The sequence below is a fragment of the Pantoea sp. Cr_R13 genome, assembly GCF_029222565.1.
In the GTDB taxonomy this organism is placed as follows: domain Bacteria; phylum Pseudomonadota; class Gammaproteobacteria; order Enterobacterales; family Enterobacteriaceae; genus Pantoea; species Pantoea eucalypti.
Map to the genome: position 1 here is coordinate 1 of NZ_JARHXL010000019.1, position 26,684 is coordinate 26,684.

The window sequence follows — 26,684 nt, forward strand, 5'->3', positions numbered from 1 at the left end:
TTTCCGTTTGCGGTTTGCCGTGTCAGTGGAGGCGCATTATAGGGAACGGCTGAGATAGCGCAAGTGCAAATTAAGACATTTTTTCTGACCGTTCACTTTGCAGCCAAAAAGAACAGTAAGTAAGCAAAAAACCCTTAAAAGGGTAAAAAAAACGGGCCAGAGGCCCGTTTTTCGATTCGCACTATTACTGATGTGCCGTTATGACGTCGTTAACGACATCCATTTCGATGGTTTTACCCGGCTCCAGCGAACCTGCAAGGATCTGCTGAGCCAGCGGGTTCTCGATCTGCTGCTGTATCGCACGTTTCAGCGGACGCGCACCATAGACCGGGTCATACCCATTTTCCGCCAGCAGTTTAATCGCATCATCGGAGATGTGCAGTTGATAGCCACGTTCATCCAGACGTTTGTACAACCGCTGCAGCTGAATCTGCGCAATGGACGCAATGTGTTTCTCCGCCAGCGGATGGAACACCACTACCTCATCGATACGGTTCACGAATTCAGGACGGAAATGCTGTCCGACCACACCCATCACAATATCTTTCATTTCCGGATAGCTGAGATTACCGAACCGCTCCTGGATTAAATCTGATCCCAGGTTAGAGGTCATGATCACCACGCTGTTACGGAAATCGACCGTACGGCCCTGTCCATCCGTCAGACGCCCATCATCCAGCACCTGCAGCAGAATGTTGAAGACATCAGGATGCGCCTTTTCAACTTCATCCAGCAGGATGACGGAATAAGGACGACGGCGCACCGCTTCGGTCAGATATCCGCCCTCTTCATAGCCGACGTAGCCCGGAGGTGCACCCACCAGCCGTGACACTGAATGTTTTTCCATAAACTCGGACATGTCGATACGCACCATCGCATCGTCACTGTCGAACAGGAAATTAGCCAGCGACTTACACAGTTCGGTTTTACCTACCCCGGTTGGACCCAGGAACAGGAAAGAGCCGATAGGCCGGTTAGGATCAGAGAGACCTGCACGACTACGGCGTATGGCATTCGATACCGCTTCTACCGCTTCATCCTGTCCAATGACCCGGCCATGCAAATCCTGCTCCATGCGCAGCAACTTATCACGCTCACCTTCCATCATGCGTGCCACCGGAATACCGGTCCAGCGCGCCAGCACATCGGCGATCTCCACATCTGTTACGCGGTTGCGCAGTAACTTCATGGTTTTACCTTCAGCCTGGGTCGCTGCGGCTAACTGTTTTTCCAGTGCCGGAATTTTACCGTACTGCAGCTCTGACATCTGAGCGAGATCGCCCTGACGACGGGCCTGCTCTAAATTCAGACGCGCCTGCTCCAGTTCAGCTTTGATGTTCTGCGTGCCGGACAGCGAGGCTTTCTCTGTCTTCCACTCATCTTCCAGCTCGGCGTATTCACGCTCTTTCTGATTCAGCTCGGTTTCCAGCATTTCAAGACGCTTGATGCTGGCATCGTCCGCCTCTTTCTTCAGCGCCTGCTGCTCCAGTTTCAACTGAATGATACGGCGCTCCAGGCGATCGAGTGACTCCGGCTTGGAGTCCATCTGCATACGAATACTGGATGCCGCCTCATCAATCAGGTCAATGGCTTTGTCCGGCAGCTGGCGATCAGCAATGTAACGATGAGACAGCGTTGCTGCCGCGACAATGGCCGGGTCAGTGATCTGCACATGATGATGCAGTTCGTAACGCTCTTTCAGGCCACGCAGAATCGCGATGGTGTCTTCCACACTTGGCTCAGCCACGAAGACTTTCTGGAAACGACGCTCCAGCGCGGCATCTTTCTCAATATACTGACGATACTCATCCAGTGTGGTGGCACCCACGCAGTGCAGTTCACCACGCGCCAGCGCAGGCTTAAGCATATTGCCCGCGTCCATCGCACCGTCCGCTTTACCCGCACCGACCATAGTGTGCAGTTCGTCGATAAACAGAATGACGTTGCCTTCCTGTTTCGACAGATCGCTCAGCACCCCTTTCAGACGTTCTTCGAACTCACCGCGATATTTCGCCCCGGCGACCAGTGCCCCCATATCCAGCGCCAGCACCCGACGACCTTTGAGGCCCTCAGGCACTTCACCGTTAATGATGCGCTGCGCCAGCCCTTCGACAATCGCGGTTTTACCCACGCCAGGTTCACCAATCAGCACCGGGTTATTTTTGGTACGGCGCTGCAGAACCTGAATGGTGCGGCGAATCTCTTCATCACGCCCAATCACCGGATCGAGTTTGCCCTTTTCTGCACGCTCGGTCAGGTCGATAGTGTATTTCTTTAATGCCTGGCGCTGATCTTCAGCCCCCTGATCGTTCACGTTGTCTCCTCCCCGCATCTGTTCAATCGCACTGGTGATTTTTTCGCGCGTTGCGCCTGCTGCTTTAAGCAGATCGGCCAGTGAACCACGGGATTCCAGGGCAGCCAGAACAAATAATTCGGATGAAATAAAGTTGTCATTGCGCTTCTGCGCCAGCTTGTCGCACAGGTTTAACACCCGGACGAGGTCAGATGAGGGTTGTACATCCCCTTCGCTGCCTTCAACTTGTGGCAGGCGATCGATAGCCTGCTCGAGCTGAGCGCGAAAAGGAGTGACGTCGATACCCGCCGAAGTCAGTAAAGGTGAAACCGATCCGCCTTCCTGTTTGAGCAACGCGCTCATCAGGTGCAGAGGTTCAATGAATTGGTTGTCGTGTCCCAGAGCCAGGGACTGCGCGTCGGCGAGAGCCAGCTGAAATTTGTTAGTAAGACGATCCAGACGCATAATTCCTCCCATTACAGGTCAAAATGCTACTGGAGATTAAATGAGGTCATCCCTCAAAATTTCAAGGTTAATGACCTGAGATTTGAGTAAAAAATACGCTAACTGGACCGTCTTATGGCGTAAGGTTATAACAGCCAGATCAAAGTTGCCATACGCCCGGTGATCCCATCACGACGAAAGGAGAAGAAATCGTCGCGTTGCGTAAAGGTACAGCGGCTGTCGGCGCTGATTGAATTGACGCCCGCTGCCTGCAGCCGCATACGCGCCAGCAGCCAGATGTCCGCGTAAAACCGGTCGCCTGATGAACGGAAAGCCTGCACAGCGCGGGGATCCTGCGCCATAAAAGCCTCACGCACTTCTGCGCCAACCTCAAACGCATCTGGTCCGATGGCCGGCCCCAGCCAGACATGAATCTGCTCAGGCGGGGAACGAAACTGCGCCAGCGTATTTTCCAGTACACCGGCACAAAGCCCGCGCCAGCCTGCATGTGCTGCCGCCACTTCCGTCCCATCCTGCGAACAGAACAGCACCGGCAGACAGTCAGCGGTCATGATGGCGCAGACGACGCCGGACTGATCGGTAATGCAGGCATCAGCACGTAATGGCGTACTTCCGCCTGCAGTCAGACGCACGACCTCCGTGCCATGAACCTGCTCCAGCCACTGCGGCATAGCGGGCAAATCCGCCTTATCCACCAGCAACTGACGGTTACGCGCCACCACATCCGGATTATCTCCCACGTGCCCGCCGAGATTCAGCGCATCCCAGGGCGACGTGCTTACGCCACCCTGTCGCTGCGTCGAACAGGCCCGAACGCGTGACGAGGCGGGCCATTGCGGCGTAATCAGACTCATCACCAATTCATCTGGTCTTTAAATTCTTCAGTGTCTGCTTTTAACGCCGCGATTAAATCAACCATGTCCTGTGGAAGCGCAGCATGGAATTCCATCTCAATACCACTGATTGGATGATAGAGGCGCAACATCGTGGCGTGCAGTGCCTGACGATCGAAACCGCGCAGCGTAGTAATAAATGCCTCTGATGCCCCTTTAGGCGGACGCGGACGGCCACCGTAAAGTGGATCGCCCACCAGCGGATGGCTGATGTGAGACATATGCACACGGATCTGGTGAGTACGACCCGTTTCCAGACGCAGACGCAGACGGGTATGAGCCCGGAAATGCTCCATGATGCGATAATGCGTCACCGCCGGTTTGCCCATTGGATGAACCGCCATATGGGTACGTTTGGTGGAGTGACGGCTGATAGGCTGCTCAACCGTGCCGCCCGCCGTCATATTGCCAATCGCGACCGCTTCATATTCACGGGTGATTTCGCGACGCTGCAGCGAGTCCACCAGATGCGTCTGAGCCGGAACGGTTTTCGCGACCACCATTAAACCGGTGGTGTCTTTATCCAGGCGGTGTACGATGCCGGCGCGTGGCACATCCATAATCGCAGGGTAGTGATGAAGTAAGGCGTTTAACACCGTGCCATCCGGATTACCGGCGCCAGGGTGAACCACAAAGTCACGTGGTTTGTTGATGACAATAATGTCTTCATCTTCATAAACGATGTCGAGTGGCAGATCCTGAGGTTCCCAGCGCTGTGCCTCTTCGATCTCAGCGTCAATCGCGACCAGCTCGCCGCCCAGCACTTTTTCTTTGGGTGTATCGACCATAACGCCGTTTACAGTAACGCGACGATCGAGGATCCACTCTTTTATGCGGGAACGTGAATAATCAGGGAACAATTCCGCCAAAGTCTGATCTAAACGTTGTCCGAGTTGTGATTCGGATACCGTTGCGGTGAGTTGAACTTGTTGTGCCATATACAGCTTCTTCGTTAACGTTGGGTTTTCACGGCGATGCCGTTTAATATAATGTGCTATCGTACCTGGTCATTACCGGGAGCTATACGGACAGCTTCCGCCATAACATTTGAGGATAATCACTTCGTCATGACGCGTATGAAACATCTGGTGGCTGCTGCCACACTGAGCCTGGCACTTGTTGGTTGTTCCGGCTCAAATGACGCGGTACCGGACAACCCGCCTTCTGAAATCTATGCTACAGCGCAGCAAAAGCTGCAGGACGGTAACTTTAAAGCCGCGATTAAGCAACTGGAAGCGCTGGATAATCGTTATCCGTTCGGTCCTTATTCGCAGCAGGTGCAGCTGGATTTAATCTACGCGTACTATAAAAATGCCGATCTGCCCCTGGCGCAGGCTGCCATTGCTCGCTTTATGCGTCTGAACCCCACGCATCCGAACATTGACTATGTCATCTATATGAAAGGTCTGACGGACATGGCGCTGGATGACTCCGCGCTGCAGGGCTTCTTTGGTATTGATCGTTCTGACCGCGATCCGACGCACGCTCGTGATGCTTTCCGCGACTTCTCCCAGCTGCTGCGTAATTACCCGAACAGCCAGTATGCGGCTGATGCTCAGAAACGCCTGGTCTATCTGAAAGACCGTCTGGCTAAATATGAGCTGTCAGTGGCGCAATTCTATACTAAGCGTGAGGCTTATGTCGCGGTTGTTAACCGTGTAGAAGGTATGATGCGCGATTATCCGGATACGCAGGCGACACACGATGCCCTGCCGCTGATGGAAAATGCTTACCGTAATCTGCAGCTGAACGCTGAAGCTGACAAAGTGGCGAAAATCATTGCAGTCAACAAAAGCTGATAGCCCGACAGATTTCAGCCACAAAAAAAGCAGCCTGCGATGGCTGCTTTTTTTTGCCCGAAGAACAGTCAGATTTGGATCTGATTCCAGCGAGCTAACTCATCCAGCATGCCGTGTTAATCATTTCGCTTCAAGCCATTTCAGCGAGTTTCTCTGCCTTTCTCACAGAATGTTGTAACTGACAAAAAGTGACATTTTTTCGTGATCAAAATCTCACATTTAACGTTTTTTCGCGCTATGCTGAGAAGACCAAGACGGAAATGACAGAGAGGTAAGAATAATGATTCTGAACATTACCAGTAAACAAATGGACATCACCCCGGCAATCCGAAGCCATGTTGAAGACCGTCTCGCCAAGCTCGAAAAATGGCAAACCGACCTGATTAATCCGCATATTGTCCTGTCCAAAGAGCCCAAAGAATTCGTGGCTGATGCCACTATTAACACACCGAACGGGACTCTGGTGGCCAGCGCCAAGCACGACGATATGTACACCGCCATCAACGATTTGATTGCGAAACTCGAACGTCAGCTGAATAAAGTTCAGCATAAGTCTGAAGCCCGCCGCGCCAGTGCCAGCGTAAAAGACATTATCCCCGCCGACGAAGAGTCCTGATTTTCTTAACGCGCCTCCGGGCGCGTTTTTTATTGACAGCTTTTAAGCAGTACGGTTACTCTCAGGTCACTCACATTTCGGACATTACGATGAAACCCACTCTGTTTTTCTTCGCTTTCTTTTTTACCTTCCCCTGAACGGGAGGCTATTCGTCGTGTGAAAATGAAAGCGAAGACGAACAACGAAGCCTCCCAACCGGGAGGCTTTTTTATTGGATAGCATACAGGTGAGCCCTATGAATCCCGACAATCCCTTGCTGGCGTTACGCGATAAGATCAGCGCAGTGGATAAAAAACTTCTGACGCTGCTGGCCGAGCGTCGTCTGCTGGCAGTGGAAGTCGCACATGCAAAACTTGCCACGCATCGCCCGATTCGGGATGTGGAACGCGAACGTGCGCTGCTGGAGAATCTGATTGTACTGGGTAAAGCGCATAAACTGGATGCGCACTACATCACCCGCCTGTTCCAGCTGGTTATTGAAGATTCAGTGCTGACTCAGCAAGCACTGCTGCAGAAAAACCTCAATCATCCCCATGCGCATGCCGCCCGTATCGCCTTCCTCGGCCCGAAAGGCTCTTACTCGCATCTTGCCGCTCGCAACTACGCGTCACGTCATTTCGATAGCATGGTGGAGTGTGGCTGCCTGAAGTTTCACGACATCATCAAGCAGGTAGAAAACGGCGTGGCTGATTACGCGGTGATGCCGATTGAGAACACCAGTTCAGGCTCTATCAATGATGTCTATGATCTGCTGCAACAGACCAGCCTCTCCATTGTGGGCGAGCTGACATTGCCTATCGACCACTGCGTGCTGGTGAATGGCCCTGCCGATCTGCAGCAGATTGAGACGGTTTACAGCCATCCTCAGCCCTTCCAGCAATGTAGCCAGTTCATTAACCGTTTCCCGCACTGGAAAATCGAATACACCGAGAGTACCGCAGCAGCAATGGAGAAAGTGGCTGCGCTCAATTCACCTAAGGTGGCAGCATTAGGCAGTGAAGCCGGTGGTGAGCTCTATCAGTTGCAGGTACTGGAACGTAATCTGGCAAACCAGCAGCAGAACCATACCCGCTTTATTGTGCTGGCTCGCAAAGCCATTGAGGTTTCAGATCAGGTGCCAGCGAAAACGACACTGATTATGGCAACCGGCCAGCAGGCGGGTGCGCTGGTTGATGCACTGCTGGTGCTGCGTCAGCACAACCTGATTATGAGCAAGCTGGAGTCACGTCCGATTAATGGCAATCCGTGGGAAGAGATGTTTTACATTGATGTGCAGGGTAACCTGCAATCAGAGCGGATGCAGCAGGCTCTGCAGGAATTACAAACCATGACCCGTTCTCTGAAGGTGCTGGGCTGTTACCCCAGCGAGAATGTGATACCCGCTGAACCCGGCGATGAAACCGTTGAATAGCAAAAAGGCATCCGCAGGGATGCCTTTTTCGTTTATGGCCGACTGTCATTAGCCGAGCGTAACAGACTCCGGCTTTCCACCAGGAAGCGTTTCGCGTGATCGCCAAACCACTGCTCGACCCGGTTAAAGCTGGCAATGAATGCCTGTTTATCGCCCTGCTCCAGCAGCGCAATCGCTTCACCAAAGCGCTGGTAATAACGTTTGATCAGCGCCAGATTACTCTCTGAAGACATAATGATATCCGCGTAAAGCTGCGGATCCTGAGCAAACAACCGCCCTACCATTGCCAGCTCCAGTCGATAGATAGGCGATGAGAGTGCCAGCAGCTGATCAAGATTCACGTTTTCTTCGGCTAAATGCAGACCGTAGGCAAAGGTGGCAAAGTGACGCAGTGCCTGAATAAACGCCATGTTCTGGTCATGCTCTACAGCGCTGATACGATGCAGACGCGCACCCCAGACCTGAATCTGCTCCAGGAACCACTGATACGCTTCCGGCTGTCTGCCATCACACCAGACCACCACCTGTTTTGCCAGGCTGCCGCTGTCCGGACCAAACATCGGGTGCAGACCCAGCACCGGACCATTATGGGCGGCCAGCATCGCCTGCAGAGGCCGGTTTTTCACAGACGCCAGGTCCACCAGAATACAATCTTCCGGCAGTGGCGGCAGCTGTGCAATAACCTGCTCGGTCAGGTGAATCGGCACACTGATGATGACCATACCGGCATCGCTGAGCAGCGTTTCAGCCTGAGGCCAGTCTTCTTTATCCAGCGTTTTAACTGTGTAGCCTGACAGGCCGAGCATTTTTTCAAATAACCGGCCCATCTGGCCTTTGCCGCCGACAATCACCACCGGGCGCAGTTCAGGACAGAGGGTTTTAAAGCCTTTGTCATTTTCGCTGGTATAGGACTCGCGCATCACGCGACGCAGCACATCTTCAATCAGATCCGGGGGGACACCGAGCGCCTCTGCCTCTTTGCGACGCGAAGCCAGCATTGACGCTTCACGCTCAGGGACATAGATAGGCAGACCGTAACGGCTCTTCACCTCCCCTACCTCAGCCACCAGCTCCAGCCGTTTAGCCAGCAGATCCAGCAGCGCCTTATCAACACTGTCAATTTGATCGCGTAACGCGGTCAGTTCAGCCACCATTGCTCTTACACCTCTTGTGACAGACGCGCCGACAGCACTCCCTGCAGATCCTGATGCATCTCACGCAGCAACGTTTCGGTCACTTCCCAGTTGATGCACGCATCGGTTACGGAAACGCCATACTTCATTTCGCTGCGTGGCTGCTCAGAAGACTGGTTACCTTCATTGATATGGCTTTCCAGCATCAAACCAATGATTGAACGGTTTCCGTCTTTGATCTGCGCAATAGCGGATTCCGCTACGCCAGGCTGACGGCTGTAGTCTTTATTCGAATTGCCATGGCTGCAATCTATCATTAAGGCTGGACGCAGTCCCGCCTTCAGCATCTCTTTTTCACACTGCGCGACATCTTCGGGACCGTAGTTCGGCGCTTTGCCACCACGAAGAATTACGTGACCATCCGGATTGCCCTGAGTCTGCAGCAGGCAGACCTGACCGGCCTGATTAATCCCGACAAAACGGTGCGGCATTGCAGCAGCACGCATCGCGTTGATTGCTGTACCCAGACTGCCATCGGTGCCATTTTTAAAGCCGACTGGCATCGACAGGCCCGAGGCCATCTCACGATGTGTCTGAGATTCTGTCGTCCGTGCGCCAATCGCCGACCAGCTGAACAGGTCGCCCAGGTATTGCGGGCTATTCGGATCCAGCGCTTCTGTGGCCAGCGGCAAGCCCATTTCAACCAGGTTCACCAGCAGCTGGCGCGCAATATGCAGACCCGCTTCCATATCAAACGAGTTATCCATGTAAGGATCATTGATCAGCCCTTTCCAGCCAACGGTAGTACGGGGTTTTTCAAAATAGACGCGCATCACAATATAGAGCTGATCTTTCAGCTGTTCAGAAAGCGTTTGCAGACGACGAGCATAGTCCAGTGCCACTTCGGTATCGTGAATCGAGCAGGGTCCGCACACCACCAGCAGACGCGGATCGCGGCCGGCAATAATGTCAGAGATAGTCTGGCGGGACGCCGCGACCTGATCCTGCTGTTCAGTGGTCAGTGGAAACTTCGCTTTCAGTTCTTCAGGCGTGATCAATACCTGTTCACCGGCGATATGCACATTGTTCAGCGCGTCTTTTTGCATGATGGCGATCCTTTGGCTCGATATAGCGGATAAGGGCTCCTCATTGAGGATTGCAAATACTGTATCACAGACAATACATAGCGCAAGATTACATGTACATATTTATTACCACAGGTCTGAATAAACCAACCAACTGACAAATAAAATCATACATATCATTTATTTAAATTTAATGACGGAATTAATGACAGCCTCCTTAATGTAAAATAAAGTTTACATATACTCTTGTTGCGTTTCTGTCTGTTGCAGGCAAAATGAGAATATTGTTTATTTTCAGGCTGAGTCCATAATGCACGCCTCCCCACTGAACATCTCACTTCGACCGTTTCTGCTAAGCGACGTCTCCGCGTTTACCGCTTCGGTCAATGCTTCTCTGGACAGCCTGATTCCGTGGATGGTCTGGGCGCATCACGATTACCAGCCTCATGATGCCGAAAGCTGGATCCGCTTTACCCACTGGCAACGGATGAAGGAGGAAGCGGAAGAGTTTGCGATTGTTGATCAGCATGACCAGCTGCTGGGGGGCGCAGGAATACGCTTTGCCCGCCATCCGGGTGACCCCAGCGCAATAGGTTACTGGGTTCGCAGTGACGTCCAGCGTCAGGGAATTGCCAGCCGCGCGGTGGCAAAGCTACTCCCTCTGGGGTTTTCACGACCGGAGACCCGGTTGATTGAAATTCTGGCGGCGGAGGACAATCTGGCCAGCCGGAGAGTCGCTGAAAAGTGCGGCGGGCAGTTTATTGGCTGTCGCTATGGCCTGATCGTATTAGCGGCGGGACCGGTTAATACGGCGATTTATCATTTTCACCGGCCGGACGCCGGTTGACTGCAGGCAGCAAGGTTGTCACTGACAAAAAAAGGGGCTGGCAGATGCCAACCCCTTGTTTGCTATTAACTTTTAGATGTCGCGTTAGCGATACCTTAGTTAAGACGCTCTTTAATACGAGCAGACTTACCAGTACGCTCACGCAGGTAGTACAGTTTGGCTTTACGCACAGCGCCACGACGTTTAACAGCGATGCTGTCAATTACAGGTGAATGAGTCTGGAATACACGCTCAACGCCTTCGCCGTTAGAAATTTTGCGAACAGTGAATGCAGAGTGCAGACCGCGGTTACGAATAGCGATAACCACGCCCTCGAATGCCTGCAGACGTTTTTTAGAACCTTCAACGACCCATACTTTCACTTCCACGGAATCACCCGGGCGGAAGGAAGGTACGTCCTGTTTCATCTGCTCTTGTTCAATTTGCTTGATAATGTTGCTCATAATTAAATCTCATATCCTGGGTAAACTGATAGTCGGGGAAGAGCTTACTCTTCCACATCATCGTTTTGTTGCTGCTGAGATTCCCGCTGGAACTCATTCAACAACCTTGCTTGCTCTTCAGTCAGAGCCAGGTTTTCCAGAAGTTCAGGTCTTCTCAGCCAGGTACGGCCTAGCGACTGCTTCAGACGCCAGCGGCGAATATCAGCATGGTTACCTGACAGTAATACTGCCGGGACTTCCACGCCGTCTAACACTTCAGGTCGGGTATAGTGCGGACAATCCAGCAAACCTTCAGAGAACGAATCCTCATCGGCCGACGCCTGCTTGCCGAGTACGCCGGGAATAAACCGGGCGACTGCGTCAATCATCGTCATCGCTGGCAGTTCCCCGCCACTGAGAACGTAATCACCGATTGACCATTCTTCATCAATTTCGGTCTGGATTACGCGCTCATCAATCCCTTCATAACGGCCACAGACCAGAATTAACTTGTCCCGTGCCGCCAGTTCGCAAACGCCCTGTTGGTCCAGTTTGCGACCCTGAGGTGAAAGATATATCACCCTGGCCCCTTCACCTGCCGCTGCTTTCGCTGCGGAGATGGCATCCCGTAAGGGTTGTACCATCATCAGCATTCCCGGTCCGCCGCCGTAAGGACGATCATCCACGGTACGGTGCCGGTCGTGAGTGAAGTCACGAGGACTCCAGCTCTGAATGCTGAGCAGACCGTTTTTTACAGCCCGGCCAGTTACCCCGTAATCGGTAATAGCGCGAAACATTTCTGGAAACAGGCTAATAACACCAATCCACATTGTATTCGCCGTTACGTTACCGTTCGATTCGGAGATCAAAAACCAGGATCCCAATCTACCTCAATGACGCCAGTAGAGAGATCGACTTTCCTGATAACCTGTTCATCAAGAAACGGAATTAACCGCTCCTGAGCACCGAACGCATCCTTCAGGTTTGCCTTAACGACGAGAACGTCATTCGAGCCGGTTTCCATCATATCGATGACTTTACCCATCTCGTAGCCTTCAAGGTTAACTACCTGGCAGCCCATAAGGTCTTTCCAGTAGTAGTCGCCCTCTTCCAGCGATGGCAACTGCGTCGAGTCAACCTGAATTTCGCAATTGGTTAACTGAGCCGCCGCATCCCGATCTTCAATGCCTTTGACTTTGATGATCAGGTCCTGATTGTGGTGCTTCCAACCTTCCAGTTCGACCTGCTGCCATTTACCGGCGCGCTGGATGAACCAGGGTTGGTAGTTGAAGATGCTTTCAGCGTCTTCAGTGGAGGAAAACACTTTGAGCCAGCCGCGAATACCGTAGGCGGCTCCCATCTTACCCAACACAATTGGGTTAACAGGAGGCTGTGCGGCAAGTTGTCTGCTCATGCTCACCACCGTGACAGATTAAGCTGCTTTCTTAGCTTCTTTGACCAGCGCGTTAACGCGGTCAGAAAGCGTTGCGCCCTGGCCAACCCAGTGCTCGATACGATCCAGATCAAGACGCAGACCTTCAGCCTGACCAGATGCGATCGGGTTGAAGAAACCAACGCGCTCGATGAAACGACCGTTGCGTGCATTGCGGCTGTCAGTGACGACGACCTGATAGAACGGACGCTTTTTAGCGCCGTGACGTGCCAAACGAATTGTTACCATAACATCCTCTTCAGTTAATAAAACACCCGGCCCCCATCGAGGAACGGGGTCCGGGTGCTGTATAAAAAGCCCGAAAATTTTACTCATTTTGGCGAAAAAAGCAACCCAAACCGTGCCTTTTCGGGCTTTTTTGTGGAACGCTTTAGCGGCCAGGGAAACCTGGCGGCATCATACCCTTCATGCCGCGCATCATTTTCGCCATACCGCCCTTCTTCATTTTCTTCATCATACGCTGCATGTCGTCGAACTGCTTTAATAAGCGGTTAACGTCCTGCACCTGCATACCGGAACCGGTAGCAATACGGCGCTTGCGCGAGCCTTTGATGATTTCTGGTTTCTCACGCTCTTTGCGCGTCATCGAGTTGATGATGGCTTCCATGCGCACCAGCACTTTGTCATCCATCTGCGACTTTACGTTATCTGGCAGCTGTCCCATACCCGGCAGTTTACCCATCAGGCTGGCCATGCCGCCCATGTTGCGCATCTGCTTTAGCTGCTCAAGGAAGTCATTGAGATCAAAACCGTCGCCGGTTTTCAGCTTTTTAGCCAGTTTCTCCGCCTGATCGCGGTCAACTTTGCTTTCGATATCTTCAATCAGGGAGAGTACATCACCCATGCCGAGGATACGCGAAGCAATACGCTCCGGGTAGAATGGCTCAAGCGCTTCGGTCTTTTCACCAACGCCCATGAATTTGATCGGTTTGCCGGTGATATGGCGAATTGACAGCGCCGCACCACCGCGTGCATCACCGTCAACTTTGGTCAGAATAACACCGGTCAGCGGCAGCGCTTCATTAAAGGCTTTTGCCGTGTTTGCGGCATCCTGACCGGTCATGGCATCGACCACAAACAGGGTTTCTACCGGCTTGATCGCGGCATGAACCTGTTTGATTTCGTCCATCATCGCTTCGTCAACGTGCAGACGACCGGCGGTATCCACCAGCAGCACATCGTAGAACTTCAGACGAGCTTCACGCAGCGCATTGTTGACGATATCGACCGGCTTCTGGCTGAGATCGGACGGACAGAAATCCACGCCAACCTGCTGTGCCAGCGTTTCCAGCTGTTTAATTGCCGCCGGACGATAGACGTCGGCAGAAACCACTAAAACTTTCTTCTTGTGTTTCTCGCGCAGGAATTTACCCAGCTTAGCGACACTGGTGGTTTTACCGGCACCCTGCAGGCCCGCCATCAGCACCACGGCTGGTGGCTGTGCTGCCAGGTCGAGTGCATTGTTCTCTGCACCCATCGCCGCAACGAGTTCGTTACGTACGATTTTGATAAACTCCTGACCTGGCGTCAGACTTTTATTCACATCATGACCGACCGCGCTCTCTTTCACACGGTTGATGAAGTCACGCACCACCGGCAACGCAACGTCAGCCTCAAGCAGTGCCATGCGCACTTCACGCAGGGTCTCTTTGATGTTCTCATCAGTCAGCCTTCCGCGGCCGCTGATATTTCGCAGGGTTTGCGACAAACGATCGGTTAAATTATCAAACATGGTCTCTCACTAAAAAAAAGATCGCGAGGCGCCTGATCGGCAGAATGCGGCGGATTATAACACGAAGCCTCGGCGATCTCTGCAATTGCCCCTCAGATCGTTTGGAGCCTGCTTCGGCTGGCGCTATACTGCCTTTTTCCTTATCTGACTGAACCTGAAAGGATCTATGTTCGTTTTCGCGATAGTGGCGCTATTCGCCTACTCCTTAAGTCTTGCCCTGATCATTCCCAGCCTGTTGAAACGTAACGGCGGCTGGCGGCGAATGGCGATGCTCTCTGCCTGTGTGGCGCTGGTGACACACGCGGTGGCCTTGCAGCAACGCATATTTGCTGTTGATAGCGGACAGAACTTAAGCCTGCTTAACATTGGTTCACTGGTCAGCCTGTTGATTTGCGCCATCATGACCATTGTGGCGTCACGCAACCGCGGCTGGTTACTGCTGCCGATTGTTTATAGCTTCGCGCTGATCAATCTGGCCTTTGCCACCTTTGTCCCCAATGCGTTCATCACGCATCTGGAAACTACGCCAGGCATGATGATCCATATCGGCCTGTCGCTGTTCGCCTACGCAACGCTGATCATCGCCGCGCTTTATGCGCTGCAGCTGGCGTGGATCGATTATCAGTTAAAAAACAAGCGACTGGCGTTCACCCAGGATATGCCGCCGCTGCTGACCATCGAACGTAAGATGTTTCACATCACCCAGGTTGGCGTCGTGCTGTTAACGCTGGTGCTCTGCACCGGTCTGTTTTATATGCAGGATCTCTTCAGCGCAGAAAAAGTCGATAAAGCCGTGCTCTCGATCATCGCGTGGTTTGTTTATATCGTTTTGCTCTGGGGGCACTATCATGAAGGCTGGCGTGGTCGCCGCGTCGTCTGGTTTAACTGCAGCGGTGCGGTGCTGTTGACCATGGCTTACTTCGGCAGCCGCATCCTGCAGCATCTGCTTGTCCCTGGTTCTCGTTAAAAAGGAAGTTTTGCGTTGGAGAATGTTTCAACCACCACGCTGATTATTATTCTCTGCGTCATGGTACTGGTTTCCGCCTGGTTTGCCGGGTCGGAAACCGGCATGATGACGCTTAACCGCTATAAGTTGCGCCATCAGGCAAAAAACGGGAGTCGTCCTGCACGCCGGGTTGAAAAACTACTGCGTCGTCCTGACCGGTTACTCAGTCTGGTGTTAATCGGCAACAACCTGGTGAATATTCTCGCCTCTGCACTCGCCACCATCGTTGGCATGCGTATTCACGGTGATGAGGGTGTCGCGATCGCGACCGGTATCCTGACCTTTGTCGTACTGGTCTTTGCTGAAGTGCTGCCGAAAACGGTCGCAGCGCTCTATCCCGAGCGCGTCGCCTTTCCCAGCAGTCTGCTACTGGTCCCGCTGCAATACATCATGCTCCCGCTGGTCTGGCTGCTCAATACTATTACCCGTCTGCTGATGAGAATGGCGGGTATCCGCGCTGACGGTACAATTAACTCTGCGCTGAGCAAAGAGGAGTTACGCACCATTGTCTATGAGTCGCGTAGCCTGATGTCACGCCGTAACCAGGACATGCTGCTCTCCGTGCTCGACCTGGAGAAAGTCAGCGTTGACGACATTATGGTGCCGCGTAATGAGATTGTTGGTATCAACATCAACGATGACTGGAAGTCAGTCGTGCGCCAGCTAAGCCATTCACCACATGGGCGCATTGTGCTGTTCAGAGACTCACTGGATGACTGCGTCGGCATGCTTCGCGTGCGTGAAGCCTGGCGCATGATGACGGAGAAAAAAGAGTTCACTAAAGAGACGCTGCTGCGCGCCGCCGATGAAATCTACTATATCCCCGAAGGAACACCGCTGAACACCCAGCTGGTGAAGTTCCAGCGCAATAAAGAGAAAGCGGGCGTGGTGGTGGATGAATATGGCGACATTAAAGGGCTGGTGACGATCGAGGACATTCTGGAAGAGATTGTCGGTGACTTCACCACCTCCATGTCACCGTCGCTGGCGGAAGAAGTGATGCCGCAGAATGATGGCTCCGTGCTGATTGAAGGCAGTGCCAGCGTGCGCGAAATCAATAAGGCCTTTAACTGGCATCTGCCAGAGCAGGAAGCGCGTACCATCAACGGCATGTTGCTGGAAGCGCTGGAGGAGATCCCTTCTATTGCCACACGTGTTCAGATTGGTTACTACAACGTCGATATTCTGGACGTGCAGGACAACATGATAAAACAGGTCCGCATCACGCCGAAGACGCCGCTGAAAAAATCGGTCGGTTCCTGAAGCCATAAAAAAACGCCGCAATCAACATGATGCGGCGTTTTTTTTAGCAGAGAAGTCCTGACTAGATGTGCAGTTCTTTCAGCTTTTCAGCAGGCAGTTTCAGATCGTCATTACGGTTAACGCCGATCTCATGCGCCAGCACATTGCGGGCAATCTGCTGCGCTTCATCCAGTGAGTGCAGCTTGTAGCTGCCACACTGATATTCATTCAGCTCAGGGATCTGGTTCTGATCTTTCACTTTCAGAACATCTTCCATCGCCCCTTTCCACGCTTTCGCAACGCGCTGCTCGTCTGGCGTACCAATCAGGCTCATGTAGAAGCCGGTGCGGCAGCCCATTGGCGAGATATCGACGATTTCCACACCGTCACCATTCAGGTGATCACGCATGAAGCCGGCAAAGAGATGCTCCAGCGTATGAATGCCACGCTCAGTGAGGATATCAATGTTCGGACGGCAAAAACGCAGGTCAAAAACGGTAATCGTATCGCCATGCGGAGTCTTCATGGTTTTCGCAACGCGGACTGCCGGTGCGCCCATGATGGTATGATCAACGGTAAAACTGTCCAGTAGTGGCATACGTCACCTCCTGTTCTGAGAATTTTTTTTAAAACGATGAAACTTTTCTGTTCGCCCAACGTCTGAATATATGAAAGACGCGCATTTGTTATCATCATCATCCCTGACAACAGAGATGTTAATTTGGCCACATTGATGTGGCCTTTTTCTTTTCTACCCTTCCCGGCTCGCCAGATACGCTTCAAAATCCAGCTTATCATTTGCTTCCAGCTGCTGCTGTGCAGCAACAGATTCCTGCGCCTGACGCGTGAAATCTTCTTCTGTCAGCACTTCCAGCGGTTCTTCACAGAGCATATGGCGATACTGTTCAGCCAGTGCCACGCCGGTGCCGGTTACACCATTATCCTTCATTGCCTGAAGGATGCGCGCCGAGTAGGTTAGCTCAGGATCATCGAAGGATGCTACCAGTTGATCACAAACCTGCTGATATTCTGTGCTGTCCTGATTGTGACTGTCTAAGACTTCAGCAACCCGGCGCAGGTCGGCAAACAAAGTTTTGCCCACTTCAACCAGCGAATGTTCCGCTTCTCCACAACCCACCGCAATTTTCTGATCCGGTTTACGCCCTTCGAGCACCACCCGATTCCAGTTTTTGCGGGTGCATTGCAACTCATCTGCACTCATTTCCGGTGCATCCGCCAGGGTACACCAGATCAGGAACAGATCGAGGAAGCGAACCTGATTCTCATCGACGCCGATGGCAGAGAACGGATTGATATCCAGTGAACGTACTTCAATGTATTCGATGCCACCGCGCAGCAGCGCATCAGAAGGCGCTTCACCCGAGCGTGTAACACGCTTAGGCCGGATGGGCGCATAGAGCTCGTTCTCAATCTGCAGCACGTTAGTGTTGAGCTGAAGCCAGTTACCGTCAGCATCTTTGGTGCCCATTGCTGCATACTCATCTGACGGCGTCTTGATCGCTTTTTTCAGCGCAGTGACATAGCCTTCCAGCGAGTTAAACGTGATGCCCAGAGCGCTCTGCGATTTATTGGTGTAGCCTAAATCGCTCAGACGCAGCGAGGTGGCATACGGCAGCCACATCGTATCTTTGTCATTGGTTTCAAATGGCAGCGCGCTCTCACGACCCTGCAGGAAACTGGAGCTGATAGCCGGTGATGCGCCAAACAGATAAGGTATCACCCAGCCGAAGCGATAGTAGTTACGAATCAACCGCAGATAACCTGCGGAGATAGTCTCTTTTCCGCTTTCCTGATCTTTCACGTCAGCCCACTCCTGCCAGAAAGAAAGTGGCAGCGAGAAGTTATAGTGAATGCCAGAGATCGTCTGCATTAACGCGCCGTAGCGGTTTTTCAGACCTTCGCGGTAAAGGGTCTTCATCTTACCGATATTGGATGTGCCATATTGCGCCAGCTCAATATTGTCAGCATCGTCAATGACGCACGGCATACTGAATGGCCACATGCGTTCATCACCCAGTTCACGGGCAACGTGACGGTGAATATCGCGCAGGAACGCCAGCATATGATCAATGCTGTGATCCACTGGCGTGATAAATTCCAGTAACGTTTCGGCAAAATCAGTGGTGATCCAGTCATGTTTCAGCGCCGAGCCCAGAGATTCCGGGTGGCCGCTTTTTGCCAGATCGCCATTTTCCTGTACACGCAGCGTTTCACGCTCAATGCCACGACCAATCCCTTTAAGGGCATTGGGATGCGCTTCCAGCCAGGATAGCGCTTTAGATACGTCCGGGATCACATTACCCCCCCGCTGTGATAATAATTTATTTTTGTTCAGCATAATGTTAACCGTAGCCCCGAATCTGTGCGAATCAATGCCACCATTGCATACCCTGTAATGTGGCAGTCGCGATAACGATATAACGCAGTGTTTTACCGACAGCGAGAAACAGTAGCGCTGGCAGCCAGGCGAAACGTAACCAGCCCGCGAGAACGCAGAGCAGATCACCTATCACCGGTAGCCAGCTGAATAAAAGTGCTGCTGGTCCCAGTCGGTGCAACCACGTCATTGCTGTGTCATGCCATCGCCCCTGACGTTTTAACGGCAGCAGGCGACCAATAAGAATGTTGGTTAAACCGCCCAAGGTGTTTCCCAGTGATGCGGCTACAAGCAACCCGTAAACTGATGTCTTTTTTGCTATCAATAGTGCTATCAGTAATGCTTCAGAACTTCCCGGCAGGAGCGTCGCACTCAGAAAACTGCTGCCAAACATCGAGGCATAGGTAAGTACGTCACTCACAGTAAACGAACATCCACCACTGCCATGCCTGCCGCTTTAGCGGCCTGAATACCAAAGTCTGCATCTTCGAACACCACACAACGTGCCGGCGCCACACCCATCAACTCAGCGCAGCGCAAGAAGGTCTCAGGCTCAGGTTTATGACGCTGTACGTCGTCAGCGCCGACGACTGCCGTAAAGAGCTCACGCACGCCAAGCTGCGTCAGTAACGCCTCTGCCATGCTATGTTCACTTCCAGTCCCCACAGCCATAGGACGACGCCCGTGATACGCCTTCGCCACCTCCAATAAAGGCAGCGGCTTAACGTTTTCCAGCAGCATCGCTTTCACAGCAGCGGTTTTTTCTGCAGCAAGTAGATGAGGGTCGTGTGACGACTGATTGGATTCAATGATGAATTGCGCAAGCCGCCAGGCGGGTGCGCCATTAAAGTCGATAATACGTGCTTCATCCAGCGTTAATCCGTAACGCTGGAGCACCTGACGCCACGCTTTTCGATGTGTCGGCTCAGTATCAAGAATCGTGCCGTCCATATCAAAAATCAGGCCGTCATATTGATCGTACATTGTCACTCCGGACATTCACCAAATGAGACATTACTTTAGCCTAATGTGGACAGGTTGTCGCCAGGGTGGATGAACAGCAAATGCTTTGAAAGCATTAGCAATTTTTGTTTTCAGATAAAGGTGATCGTGCGCGGCCAGCGATAACCGTACGAATTTTCAGCGATTTTTTAACATTACTCTGACACGCAAGCGGTGGCGTACGGGCGTGGGCAGTAAAATGGCGATCTCTGAGGCAGAAAAAAGGGTTACGTGTCGCTTAAGTCAGGATGATGAATCAATGGGGCAAATCAGCCAGGAAAACAGTGTGGGTAAAGCCAGAGGGTAACTGCAGGGGAAAGCTCTAAATAGTGATTTAATTCGCACTTCGTTCTACGGAGATGATAAAAGCTGATCTCTGGGTGCAAGTAGTGAACGATTTTTACATCACAATAAACCAGGGGATTTTTTAAAACTGAAGAAGATGGTGCATCCAGGAGGATTACTCAGCTTGCGCTTCGCCCTGCGGGCCGTTGCTGATGCAACGTTATCCTCCTTAGTGCGGCCGGAACGCTTATCACGTCATGACACACTGAGGCGCTATCCATATTGCAGAAGATGGTGCATCCAGGAGGATTCGAACCTCCGACCGCTCGGTTCGTAGCCGAGTACTCTATCCAGCTGAGCTATGGATGCATTGGGGTATATCTTTTGGGGTACAACTTTTTATGGACTAACAGAAACCAACCTGAGGATGTTACAAAGAATGGTGCATCCAGGAGGATTCGAACCTCCGACCGCTCGGTTCGTAGCCGAGTACTCTATCCAGCTGAGCTATGGATGCATAAATCTAATTCTTGTACAACGCAGGGTGCTAACTACTCACCATGAAAGGAATTGCTAATTCGCTTTAATTCTTTATTTTCGATGGTGCATCCAGGAGGATTCGAACCTCCGACCGCTCGGTTCGTAGCCGAGTACTCTATCCAGCTGAGCTATGGATGCATCGAAAATGGCGGTGAGGGAGGGATTCGAACCCTCGATACAGCTTTTGACCGTATACTCCCTTAGCAGGGGAGCGCCTTCAGCCTCTCGGCCACCTCACCTTACGCTTTCTTTCGAACCGTGCGTCTGAACTTGTTTCTGCTCATCGGCACTGCGTGGCGCACATATTACTTTCCCGGACTTTTAAGTCAAACAATTTTTCCGAAACTTTGTTTGATTGAGCAAATCACACACAATTGGGGCAAAATGAAGACAAAAAGAGTGAATTATCAACAATGAAAGAGGATGACGTTAACTAAACAGGGAGAAAGCGGGAGAAAAGAAAAGACAGGATTTTTAGACAAAGCGGTAGCGCCTCGCACAGGTGCGAGACGCTGAATCCGTTAAACGCTGGTTTGTTGCGTTTTTTCAGCCTGGATGCGTTGATAGATCTCTTCGCGATGCACAGACACTTCTTTCGGTGCGTTAACCCCAATACGTACCTGGTTACCTTTAACACCCAGCACCGTTACAGTTACCTCATCACCGATCATGAGGGTTTCACCAACTCGACGAGTTAGAATAAGCATTCTTTGCTCCTTGAAAGATTAAAAGAGTCGGGCTTGTACAGGCTCCCGGCATTATCCATCATTTAACGCTGCACATTGACTATGAGAGATACACCAATGCACATCGATGCGCCAATACATTCTGCTGATAGTTAGTTTAGCCGAAATACACTACATCAGCCTGACTTTGTCATTTGCTGCTTTAGCATCGTATTAAAAAGCGCCGGAACCAGAGTTCTGACGCTTTTTACAATGCCTTGTTCTAAGTCATTAAAGGCGGCTGTTAACCCAGCTCTCAACGCCTGCCAGAGCGCCTTTCAGCCCTTCAGCATCCGTACCACCCGCTTGTGCCATATCAGGACGGCCACCGCCCTTCCCGCCTACCTGCTGTGCCAGACCGGCGATCAACTCGCCCGCTTTAACACGGTCAGTCAGATCTTTGGTCACACCGGCAATCAGCGACACCTTACCTTCGGCAACCGTCGCCAGCACGATAATCGCAGACCCGAGTTGATTCTTGAGGTCATCAACCATGGTACGCAACATCTTAGGCTCGACATTGTTGAGCTCACTGACCAGCAGTTTCACGCCCTTAACATCGATGGCATTGCTACTCAGTGAAGCGCTCTCCTGGGCAGCTTGCTGGTCCCGCAGTTGCTGCAACTCTTTCTCCAGAGCCCGCACATGGTCAACGAGACCACGCACTTTCTCGTTCAGGTTGCTGCTGTTCGCTTTAACCAGTTGCGCAAGATCCTGCAACTGACTGCTTTGCGCATTAACCTGTGCCAGCGCGCCTTCACCCGTAATAGCTTCGATACGACGGATACCTGCTGCCGTACCTGACTCAGCCTGAATACGGAACAGGCCGATATCACCGGTGCGTGCAGCGTGAGTACCACCACACAGTTCGACTGAGAAATCACCCATGGTCAGAACGCGCACGCGCTGATCATATTTCTCGCCAAACAGTGCCATTGCACCTTTAGACTTCGCCGCATCCAGATCCATTACTTCCGTTTCAACCGGCAGGTTGCGACGAATCTGCGCATTGACGATATCTTCGACCTGACGAATCTCCTGAGGTTTCATCGCTTCGAAATGCGAGAAGTCAAAACGCAGGTATTTGTCGTTAACCAGCGAGCCTTTCTGCGCCACATGTTCACCTAAAACCTGACGCAATGCGGCATGCAATAAGTGGGTAGCAGAGTGGTTCAGACGGATGCGCGCACGACGTGCTGCATCAACCTGCGCCTCAAGACGATCACCGATACGCAACTGCCCTGCGGTCAGCTTACCGACATGACCGATTGCCTGACCATATTTTTGTGTATCCTGGACGCTAAATTCAGCATTCTTCCCTTTCAGCAGACCGGTATCGCCTACCTGACCACCTGATTCGCCATAGAATGGTGTTTCATCCAGCACGACCACGGCATCCTGACCTGCGGTCACTTCGTCCACCGCCTCGCCCGCAACATAGAGCGCCTTTACCGTGGCGGCTAAATCGAGCTGGTCGTAACCCTTGAATGATGAGGCGGCATCAATGCGAATAACATTGCTGTAGTCAGCGCCGAAACCACTCGCTTCACGGGCGCGCTGACGCTGCTGCTCCATCGCCTGCTCAAAGCCCGCTTCGTCGATTTTAAGATTACGTTCGCGGCAGACGTCAGCCGTTAAGTCAGCCGGGAAGCCAAAGGTATCGTAAAGACGGAAGACGATTTCGCCATCCAGCGTATCGCCCTGCAGTTTTTCCAGCTCTTCATCCAGCAGCGCCAGTCCGCGCTCCAGCGTTCTGGCAAACTGGTCTTCTTCGCTTTTCAGCACCTGCTCAACCTGAGCCTGCTGACGCTGCAACTCTTCGCCTGCCGCGCCCATGACCTCAATCAGTGGTGCAACCAGCTTATAGAAGAAGGCTTCTTTGGCGCCCAGCATGTTGCCATGACGCACGGCACGGCGAATGATACGACGCAGCACGTAGCCACGGTTCTCATTCGACGGGATCACACCATCGGCAATCAGGAAAGCACAGGAGCGGATGTGGTCAGCAATAACGCGCAGCGATTTGTTGCTGAGGTCAGTTGCACCGGTAACCTGTGCAACGGCCTGAATCAGTTTCTGGAACAGGTCGATTTCATAGTTGGAGTTAACATGTTGCAGAACGGCGGAAATACGCTCAAGGCCCATTCCGGTATCAACCGACGGTTTTGGCAGCGGCAGCATGGTGCCATCCGCCTGACGGTTGAACTGCATAAAGACAATGTTCCAGATTTCAATGTAACGATCGCCATCTTCTTCCGGGCTGCCTGGTGGGCCACCCCAGATGTGATCGCCGTGATCGTAGAAAATCTCGCTGCATGGACCACAAGGACCGGTATCGCCCATCTGCCAGAAGTTATCAGACGCGTATGCGCTGCCCTTGTTGTCACCGATGCGAATAATGCGCTCGCGCGGCACACCGATTTCATTCGCCCAGATATCAAAGGCTTCATCGTCGGTTTCATAGACCGTCACCCACAGACGCTCTTTTGGCAGGCTGAACCACTGCTCGCTCGTCAGCAGTTCCCAGGCAAAACCAATCGCCTCTCTCTTGAAGTAGTCACCAAAGCTGAAGTTACCCAGCATTTCAAAGAAGGTGTGATGACGTGCGGTGTAACCGACATTTTCAAGATCGTTGTGTTTACCGCCTGCGCGTACGCAGCGCTGTGACGTGGTCGCACGTGTGTAATCACGTTTGTCCTGCCCGAGGAACACATCTTTAAACTGGTTCATCCCGGCGTTGGTAAACAACAAGGTTGGATCGTTATTCGGTACGAGGGAGCTGCTGGTTACAACCTCATGTCCCTTGCTATGAAAAAAGTCGAGAAACGCTTGACGGATCTCAGCAGTGCTCTTGCTCATATATGTCCTGGAATCACGCTAACGAACGTTCCCTCTGATCGGCGCGACCACATTTTCGTGGTGCCTGATTAGCGGAACAAAAAGTGGGAATAAGATAAATTTTCTTCAGTGGGAAGTAAAATTACATCGGCTTTTAGTCATCAAAATTTCTGAAAACGGATTGGATATCTTCGGTCATAAAGCCCTTTGACTGCAGATAGCGTAGTACTTTCGCTTTCTCTTTCCACTCTGTGGGCAATGGGTGTCCGAATTTTCGTTCCGCCAGCTGAGCCGCGCACACCGCCCAGTCGACTTCCGTCTCTTCCATCGCAAGATCAATGGATTCACGGTCAATGCCTTTCTGGGCCAGTTCGAGGCGCACACGTTGCGACCCAAAACCTTTGCGGCTTCGGCTCTGAATAAAACGCTCGGTAAAACGTTCGTCATTGAGCCAGCCGCTCTCCTGGCACCAATCCAGTACCTGTTCAAGCAGCGCTTCGGTAACAATTTCAGGCTCTTTTTTCTGTGCCCATGCGGCACGCTGCGCTGACTGTTGCAGCTTACGGGCTAATTCTGCACGGCTGTGATCGCGCTGGCTAAGAATACGCATCGCACGGTCCAGCAGACGGGAATAGGAGACGACATAAGGTTGGGGCTGAGAGGGTTCAGTCATACTGCGCACCTTGTACAAACAGGAGTGAGATTATGGCGACAGAACAGGACAGAGGGAAGGCAAGAAGAGTAATGGCGGGGGGAAACAACGATGGGAGAGGCTTTCGCCCCTCCCGCATCAGTGATTAGAAGTCTTCGTTCGCTTCACTTGCTGCGTTTTCTTTCTCGGCAGCCTTGTCAGCTGCTGCGAGTTTTTCATCCGCGCCGTTGAGCAACATCTCACGCAACTTCAGATCAATTTCGTTTGCCACAGCAGCATTCTCTTTCAGGAAGTTGCCGGCATTCGATTTGCCCTGACCAATCTTGTCGCCGTTATAGCTGTACCACGCACCCGCTTTTTCAATCAGCTTGTGCTTCACGCCCAGGTCGACCAGCTCACCAAAGGTATTGATACCTTCGCCATACATGATCTGGAACTCAGCCTGTTTGAATGGCGCGGCGATTTTGTTTTTCACCACTTTAACGCGGGTCTCACTGCCGACCACGTTGTCGCCCTCTTTGATTGCGCCGATACGACGGATATCAAGGCGGACAGAAGCGTAGAACTTCAGCGCGTTACCACCGGTGGTGGTTTCCGGGTTACCAAACATCACACCAATTTTCATACGGATCTGGTTGATGAAGATCAGCAGGGTATTAGACTGCTTCAGGTTACCGGCCAGCTTACGCATGGCCTGGCTCATCATACGTGCCGCGAGGCCCATGTGTGAGTCACCGATTTCGCCTTCAATTTCTGCTTTAGGCGTCAGAGCGGCAACGGAGTCGACGATGATGACATCAACCGCACCAGAGCGCGCCAGCGCATCACAGATTTCCAGCGCCTGCTCACCCGTATCGGGCTGAGAACAGAGCAGGTTCTCAATGTCTACGCCCAGTTTCTTGGCGTAAACCGGATCGAGCGCATGCTCAGCATCGATAAAGGCACAGGTTTTGCCTTTACGCTGCGCAGACGCGATAACCTGCAGGGTCAGCGTGGTTTTACCAGAAGACTCCGGTCCGTAGATCTCAACGATACGACCCATTGGCAGACCGCCTGCGCCTAATGCAATATCCAGCGACAGCGAACCAGTAGAGATGGTTTCCACATCCATTGAGCGGTCTTCACCCAAGCGCATGATGGAGCCTTTACCAAATTGTTTCTCAATCTGGCCAAGCGCGGCAGCTAAAGCCTTCTGTTTGTTTTCATCAATCGCCATTTCAACTCCTAATCAAGCCGGGTAAACACGCACTCAGGGTGCCTGTACTCTTTCTGTTGCCAGTAATTATACTGTATAGTCATACAGTATCAAGTTTAATTTGTCAGAAATTCGCCATACAGCGTCTGTAAGGCCCATGCCACCGACTGGCGGCGAACGGCCTCACGATCGCCGTTAAAATGTTGCTTCAACGCCAACACGTTGCCCTGGGGACCGGCAAAGCCGAACCACACCGTACCCACCGGTTTTTCTTCATTGCCGCCATCCGGGCCCGCAATACCGCTGACAGAGATCGCGTAGTCAGCATGGGCCGCCTTGCGGGCTCCCTGCGCCATCTCGCGCACCACCGCTTCACTGACCGCGCCATACTGCGCCAGCGAGTCAGCCTGCACATCCACCATCTGTTGTTTTGCTTCATTGCTGTAGGTCACAAAACCGCGTTCGAACCAGGCGGAACTGCCGCTGATATCGGTAAAGACTTTAGCAATCCATCCCCCCGTGCAGGATTCCGCACAGGTTACGGTGGCATTGCGTTGCTTCAGCTTCTCACCTATCTGCGCACTAAGCGCCTGCAACTGCTGATCATCCATTGCCATTTCTCCCTGGGCTGTGGGTTGAAGGTGGTGCAGAA

Annotated in this window: 26 protein-coding genes, 4 tRNA genes and 1 other annotated feature; of the genes, 7 read left to right on the forward strand and 23 right to left on the reverse strand. The window is 52.4% G+C overall.

What is annotated here, in order from left to right; translation table 11 throughout:
- Positions 1-184: 184 nt before the first annotated feature.
- From clpB to rluD, 3 genes are all read right to left on the reverse strand, one after another.
- The gene (clpB, locus tag P2R09_RS19530) at positions 185-2,770 is read right to left on the reverse strand and encodes an ATP-dependent chaperone ClpB (RefSeq protein ID WP_275772156.1); all 2,586 of its coding nucleotides are present in this window, start codon (positions 2,768-2,770) and stop codon (positions 185-187) included.
- A 113-nt stretch (positions 2,771-2,883) separates the two neighbouring features.
- Entirely contained in the window at positions 2,884-3,612 is a 729-nt protein-coding gene (yfiH, locus tag P2R09_RS19535) for a purine nucleoside phosphorylase YfiH (RefSeq protein ID WP_275772158.1), read from the reverse strand.
- Positions 3,612-4,589, reverse strand: coding sequence for a 23S rRNA pseudouridine(1911/1915/1917) synthase RluD (gene rluD / locus P2R09_RS19540; protein WP_003849028.1), 978 nt, complete (start codon positions 4,587-4,589; stop codon positions 3,612-3,614). The genes yfiH and rluD overlap by 1 nt, the downstream gene beginning before the upstream one ends.
- Positions 4,590-4,718: 129 nt before the next feature.
- Between rluD and bamD the strand changes: the two genes are divergently transcribed.
- From bamD to pheA, 4 genes are all read left to right on the forward strand, one after another.
- The gene (bamD, locus tag P2R09_RS19545; protein WP_003849029.1) at positions 4,719-5,450 is read left to right on the forward strand and encodes an outer membrane protein assembly factor BamD; all 732 of its coding nucleotides are present in this window, start codon (positions 4,719-4,721) and stop codon (positions 5,448-5,450) included.
- A gap of 280 nt (positions 5,451-5,730) precedes the next feature.
- Positions 5,731-6,066: a ribosome-associated translation inhibitor RaiA gene (gene raiA, locus P2R09_RS19550; RefSeq protein WP_003849030.1), complete on the forward strand. Its 336-nt coding sequence runs from the start codon at positions 5,731-5,733 to the stop codon at positions 6,064-6,066.
- 88 nt (positions 6,067-6,154) lie between these two features.
- Positions 6,155-6,279, forward strand: a sequence feature (Phe leader region).
- On the forward strand, positions 6,156-6,203 hold the full coding sequence (gene pheL, locus P2R09_RS19555) for a pheA operon leader peptide PheL (RefSeq protein WP_197066373.1): 48 nt from the start codon (positions 6,156-6,158) through the stop codon (positions 6,201-6,203). Its footprint overlaps the feature before it by 48 nt.
- Before the next feature lie 22 nt (positions 6,280-6,301).
- Positions 6,302-7,477: a bifunctional chorismate mutase/prephenate dehydratase gene (pheA, locus tag P2R09_RS19560; protein WP_039660790.1), complete on the forward strand. Its 1,176-nt coding sequence runs from the start codon at positions 6,302-6,304 to the stop codon at positions 7,475-7,477.
- A gap of 32 nt (positions 7,478-7,509) precedes the next feature.
- Here pheA and tyrA read toward each other — a convergent pair whose 3' ends face one another.
- Both tyrA and P2R09_RS19570 read right to left on the reverse strand, forming a co-directional pair.
- A complete protein-coding gene (gene tyrA, locus P2R09_RS19565; protein WP_010248465.1) occupies positions 7,510-8,631 on the reverse strand; it encodes a bifunctional chorismate mutase/prephenate dehydrogenase in 1,122 nt (373 codons plus the stop codon).
- A 5-nt stretch (positions 8,632-8,636) separates the two neighbouring features.
- Complete coding sequence (locus P2R09_RS19570; protein ID WP_003849031.1) at positions 8,637-9,716, reverse strand: 3-deoxy-7-phosphoheptulonate synthase; 1,080 nt, start codon at positions 9,714-9,716, stop codon at positions 8,637-8,639.
- Positions 9,717-10,005: 289 nt separating this feature from the next.
- On the opposite strand from P2R09_RS19570, the gene P2R09_RS19575 reads away from it, so the two are divergent.
- Positions 10,006-10,542 carry a GNAT family N-acetyltransferase gene (locus P2R09_RS19575; protein WP_275772168.1) on the forward strand — a complete coding sequence of 179 codons (537 nt, stop codon included), beginning with the start codon at positions 10,006-10,008 and terminating at the stop codon, positions 10,540-10,542.
- 95 nt (positions 10,543-10,637) lie between these two features.
- Here the strand turns inward: P2R09_RS19575 and rplS are convergent, their stop codons facing one another.
- The 5 genes from rplS to ffh all read right to left on the reverse strand — a co-directional run bounded on the left by rplS (position 10,638) and on the right by ffh (position 14,149).
- A complete protein-coding gene (gene rplS / locus P2R09_RS19580; protein WP_003849035.1) occupies positions 10,638-10,985 on the reverse strand; it encodes a 50S ribosomal protein L19 in 348 nt (115 codons plus the stop codon).
- A 44-nt stretch (positions 10,986-11,029) separates the two neighbouring features.
- The gene (trmD, locus tag P2R09_RS19585; RefSeq protein WP_003849037.1) at positions 11,030-11,794 is read right to left on the reverse strand and encodes a tRNA (guanosine(37)-N1)-methyltransferase TrmD; all 765 of its coding nucleotides are present in this window, start codon (positions 11,792-11,794) and stop codon (positions 11,030-11,032) included.
- Between the two features lie 35 nt (positions 11,795-11,829).
- Positions 11,830-12,378 (reverse strand): ribosome maturation factor RimM, encoded by a 549-nt coding sequence (gene rimM, locus P2R09_RS19590; RefSeq protein WP_003849039.1) that lies wholly within the window; start codon positions 12,376-12,378, stop codon positions 11,830-11,832.
- 18 nt (positions 12,379-12,396) lie between these two features.
- Positions 12,397-12,645, reverse strand: coding sequence for a 30S ribosomal protein S16 (rpsP, locus tag P2R09_RS19595; RefSeq protein ID WP_003849041.1), 249 nt, complete (start codon positions 12,643-12,645; stop codon positions 12,397-12,399).
- A gap of 142 nt (positions 12,646-12,787) precedes the next feature.
- A complete protein-coding gene (ffh, locus tag P2R09_RS19600) occupies positions 12,788-14,149 on the reverse strand; it encodes a signal recognition particle protein (RefSeq protein ID WP_275772177.1) in 1,362 nt (453 codons plus the stop codon).
- A gap of 166 nt (positions 14,150-14,315) precedes the next feature.
- On the opposite strand from ffh, the gene P2R09_RS19605 reads away from it, so the two are divergent.
- Complete coding sequence (locus tag P2R09_RS19605) at positions 14,316-15,116, forward strand: inner membrane protein YpjD (protein ID WP_275772179.1); 801 nt, start codon at positions 14,316-14,318, stop codon at positions 15,114-15,116.
- Positions 15,117-15,131: 15 nt separating this feature from the next.
- Positions 15,132-16,418, forward strand: a complete 1,287-nt coding sequence (locus P2R09_RS19610) for an HlyC/CorC family transporter (protein ID WP_275772181.1) — start codon at positions 15,132-15,134, stop codon at positions 16,416-16,418.
- Between the two features lie 61 nt (positions 16,419-16,479).
- On the opposite strand, the gene luxS is transcribed toward P2R09_RS19610, so the two are convergent.
- From luxS to pncC, 13 genes are all read right to left on the reverse strand, one after another.
- Positions 16,480-16,995 carry an S-ribosylhomocysteine lyase gene (gene luxS / locus P2R09_RS19615; protein WP_003849049.1) on the reverse strand — a complete coding sequence of 172 codons (516 nt, stop codon included), beginning with the start codon at positions 16,993-16,995 and terminating at the stop codon, positions 16,480-16,482.
- A gap of 153 nt (positions 16,996-17,148) precedes the next feature.
- The gene (gshA, locus tag P2R09_RS19620; RefSeq protein ID WP_003849050.1) at positions 17,149-18,756 is read right to left on the reverse strand and encodes a glutamate--cysteine ligase; all 1,608 of its coding nucleotides are present in this window, start codon (positions 18,754-18,756) and stop codon (positions 17,149-17,151) included.
- A 31-nt stretch (positions 18,757-18,787) separates the two neighbouring features.
- Positions 18,788-19,216: a YqaA family protein gene (locus P2R09_RS19625; protein ID WP_275772183.1), complete on the reverse strand. Its 429-nt coding sequence runs from the start codon at positions 19,214-19,216 to the stop codon at positions 18,788-18,790.
- Complete coding sequence (gene yqaB / locus P2R09_RS19630) at positions 19,213-19,779, reverse strand: fructose-1-phosphate/6-phosphogluconate phosphatase (protein ID WP_275772185.1); 567 nt, start codon at positions 19,777-19,779, stop codon at positions 19,213-19,215. Before yqaB ends, P2R09_RS19625 begins: the two co-directional genes overlap by 4 nt.
- A 595-nt stretch (positions 19,780-20,374) precedes the next feature.
- Positions 20,375-20,451: transfer RNA gene (locus P2R09_RS19635), tRNA-Arg, on the reverse strand.
- Positions 20,452-20,522: 71 nt separating this feature from the next.
- Positions 20,523-20,599: transfer RNA gene (locus P2R09_RS19640), tRNA-Arg, on the reverse strand.
- Between the two features lie 84 nt (positions 20,600-20,683).
- Positions 20,684-20,760, reverse strand: a tRNA-Arg gene (locus P2R09_RS19645).
- A gap of 8 nt (positions 20,761-20,768) precedes the next feature.
- Positions 20,769-20,861, reverse strand: a tRNA-Ser gene (locus P2R09_RS19650).
- A 282-nt stretch (positions 20,862-21,143) separates the two neighbouring features.
- Positions 21,144-21,329: a carbon storage regulator CsrA gene (gene csrA / locus P2R09_RS19655; protein WP_008927091.1), complete on the reverse strand. Its 186-nt coding sequence runs from the start codon at positions 21,327-21,329 to the stop codon at positions 21,144-21,146.
- Positions 21,330-21,578: 249 nt separating this feature from the next.
- Positions 21,579-24,206 carry an alanine--tRNA ligase gene (gene alaS, locus P2R09_RS19660; protein ID WP_275772189.1) on the reverse strand — a complete coding sequence of 876 codons (2,628 nt, stop codon included), beginning with the start codon at positions 24,204-24,206 and terminating at the stop codon, positions 21,579-21,581.
- Positions 24,207-24,339: 133 nt separating this feature from the next.
- Positions 24,340-24,858, reverse strand: a complete 519-nt coding sequence (locus tag P2R09_RS19665) for a regulatory protein RecX (RefSeq protein ID WP_275772191.1) — start codon at positions 24,856-24,858, stop codon at positions 24,340-24,342.
- A 124-nt stretch (positions 24,859-24,982) separates the two neighbouring features.
- Entirely contained in the window at positions 24,983-26,053 is a 1,071-nt protein-coding gene (recA, locus tag P2R09_RS19670) for a recombinase RecA (protein WP_003849064.1), read from the reverse strand.
- Positions 26,054-26,148: 95 nt separating this feature from the next.
- Positions 26,149-26,643: a nicotinamide-nucleotide amidase gene (pncC, locus tag P2R09_RS19675; protein ID WP_110411058.1), complete on the reverse strand. Its 495-nt coding sequence runs from the start codon at positions 26,641-26,643 to the stop codon at positions 26,149-26,151.
- Positions 26,644-26,684: the final 41 nt, after the last annotated feature.

Bases quoted from the DNA above. Each gene is read 5' to 3' on its own strand.
- clpB (WP_275772156.1), bottom strand. From the start codon at position 2,770: ATGGGAGGAATTATGCGTCTGGATCGTCTTACTAACAAATTTCAGCTG.
- yfiH (WP_275772158.1), bottom strand. From the start codon at position 3,612: ATGAGTCTGATTACGCCGCAATGGCCCGCCTCGTCACGCGTTCGGGCC.
- rluD (WP_003849028.1), bottom strand. From the start codon at position 4,589: ATGGCACAACAAGTTCAACTCACCGCAACGGTATCCGAATCACAACTC.
- bamD (WP_003849029.1), top strand. From the start codon at position 4,719: ATGACGCGTATGAAACATCTGGTGGCTGCTGCCACACTGAGCCTGGCA.
- raiA (WP_003849030.1), top strand. From the start codon at position 5,731: ATGATTCTGAACATTACCAGTAAACAAATGGACATCACCCCGGCAATC.
- pheA (WP_039660790.1), top strand. From the start codon at position 6,302: ATGAATCCCGACAATCCCTTGCTGGCGTTACGCGATAAGATCAGCGCA.
- tyrA (WP_010248465.1), bottom strand. From the start codon at position 8,631: ATGGTGGCTGAACTGACCGCGTTACGCGATCAAATTGACAGTGTTGAT.
- P2R09_RS19570 (WP_003849031.1), bottom strand. From the start codon at position 9,716: ATGCAAAAAGACGCGCTGAACAATGTGCATATCGCCGGTGAACAGGTA.
- P2R09_RS19575 (WP_275772168.1), top strand. From the start codon at position 10,006: ATGCACGCCTCCCCACTGAACATCTCACTTCGACCGTTTCTGCTAAGC.
- rplS (WP_003849035.1), bottom strand. From the start codon at position 10,985: ATGAGCAACATTATCAAGCAAATTGAACAAGAGCAGATGAAACAGGAC.
- trmD (WP_003849037.1), bottom strand. From the start codon at position 11,794: ATGTGGATTGGTGTTATTAGCCTGTTTCCAGAAATGTTTCGCGCTATT.
- rimM (WP_003849039.1), bottom strand. From the start codon at position 12,378: ATGAGCAGACAACTTGCCGCACAGCCTCCTGTTAACCCAATTGTGTTG.
- rpsP (WP_003849041.1), bottom strand. From the start codon at position 12,645: ATGGTAACAATTCGTTTGGCACGTCACGGCGCTAAAAAGCGTCCGTTC.
- ffh (WP_275772177.1), bottom strand. From the start codon at position 14,149: ATGTTTGATAATTTAACCGATCGTTTGTCGCAAACCCTGCGAAATATC.
- P2R09_RS19605 (WP_275772179.1), top strand. From the start codon at position 14,316: ATGTTCGTTTTCGCGATAGTGGCGCTATTCGCCTACTCCTTAAGTCTT.
- luxS (WP_003849049.1), bottom strand. From the start codon at position 16,995: ATGCCACTACTGGACAGTTTTACCGTTGATCATACCATCATGGGCGCA.
- gshA (WP_003849050.1), bottom strand. From the start codon at position 18,756: ATGCTGAACAAAAATAAATTATTATCACAGCGGGGGGGTAATGTGATC.
- yqaB (WP_275772185.1), bottom strand. From the start codon at position 19,779: ATGTACGATCAATATGACGGCCTGATTTTTGATATGGACGGCACGATT.
- csrA (WP_008927091.1), bottom strand. From the start codon at position 21,329: ATGCTTATTCTAACTCGTCGAGTTGGTGAAACCCTCATGATCGGTGAT.
- alaS (WP_275772189.1), bottom strand. From the start codon at position 24,206: ATGAGCAAGAGCACTGCTGAGATCCGTCAAGCGTTTCTCGACTTTTTT.
- P2R09_RS19665 (WP_275772191.1), bottom strand. From the start codon at position 24,858: ATGACTGAACCCTCTCAGCCCCAACCTTATGTCGTCTCCTATTCCCGT.
- recA (WP_003849064.1), bottom strand. From the start codon at position 26,053: ATGGCGATTGATGAAAACAAACAGAAGGCTTTAGCTGCCGCGCTTGGC.
- pncC (WP_110411058.1), bottom strand. From the start codon at position 26,643: ATGGATGATCAGCAGTTGCAGGCGCTTAGTGCGCAGATAGGTGAGAAG.